Source organism: Bradyrhizobium sp. BRP19 (genome assembly GCF_020194195.1).
Classification (GTDB): domain Bacteria; phylum Pseudomonadota; class Alphaproteobacteria; order Rhizobiales; family Xanthobacteraceae; genus Bradyrhizobium; species Bradyrhizobium yuanmingense.
Window position 1 is genome coordinate 1 of sequence record NZ_JADYVZ010000256.1, and the last position, 382, is coordinate 382.

A 382-nucleotide genomic window follows, 5' to 3' on the forward strand; every position below is an offset into this window, starting at 1 on the left:
AAGCACGACCTGCCGCAGCATTGCGGCGACGACCAGGCGGTGAAAGGGCAGGATGATCGCGAGATAGGTCCGGCCGAGCCAGTTGTGCGTTCTTACCAGCGTGGTGGTGGTGACCTCCTGGCCGCCGGCATGCGCGATGACATCGACCACGACGCGGAAATCAAGATGGCTGTCGTCGAATCCCGCTACCAGCCGCTCCGGTGTCTCGCTGAGAACCGGAAAGATTCCGACCATGCCATGGGGTGCCTTGTCGCCTTCGCCCGATGTCTTCAGGCCAAGCGGTGCAACGATCAAATTGCGCAATCGCAACAGCGCTTCGATCCAGGGCTGGCGTCGCGCAAACATCTTTTCAGCGGCCTTGCGCGCATCGAGCGTGGTGCCG

At 62.3% G+C, this 382-nt stretch carries 1 protein-coding gene; it reads right to left on the reverse strand.

Features of this window, described 5'->3' with window-relative positions:
- On the reverse strand, positions 1–382 hold a 382-nt coding region (locus I6F36_RS39460; protein WP_225173346.1), incomplete at both ends, for a DUF2867 domain-containing protein.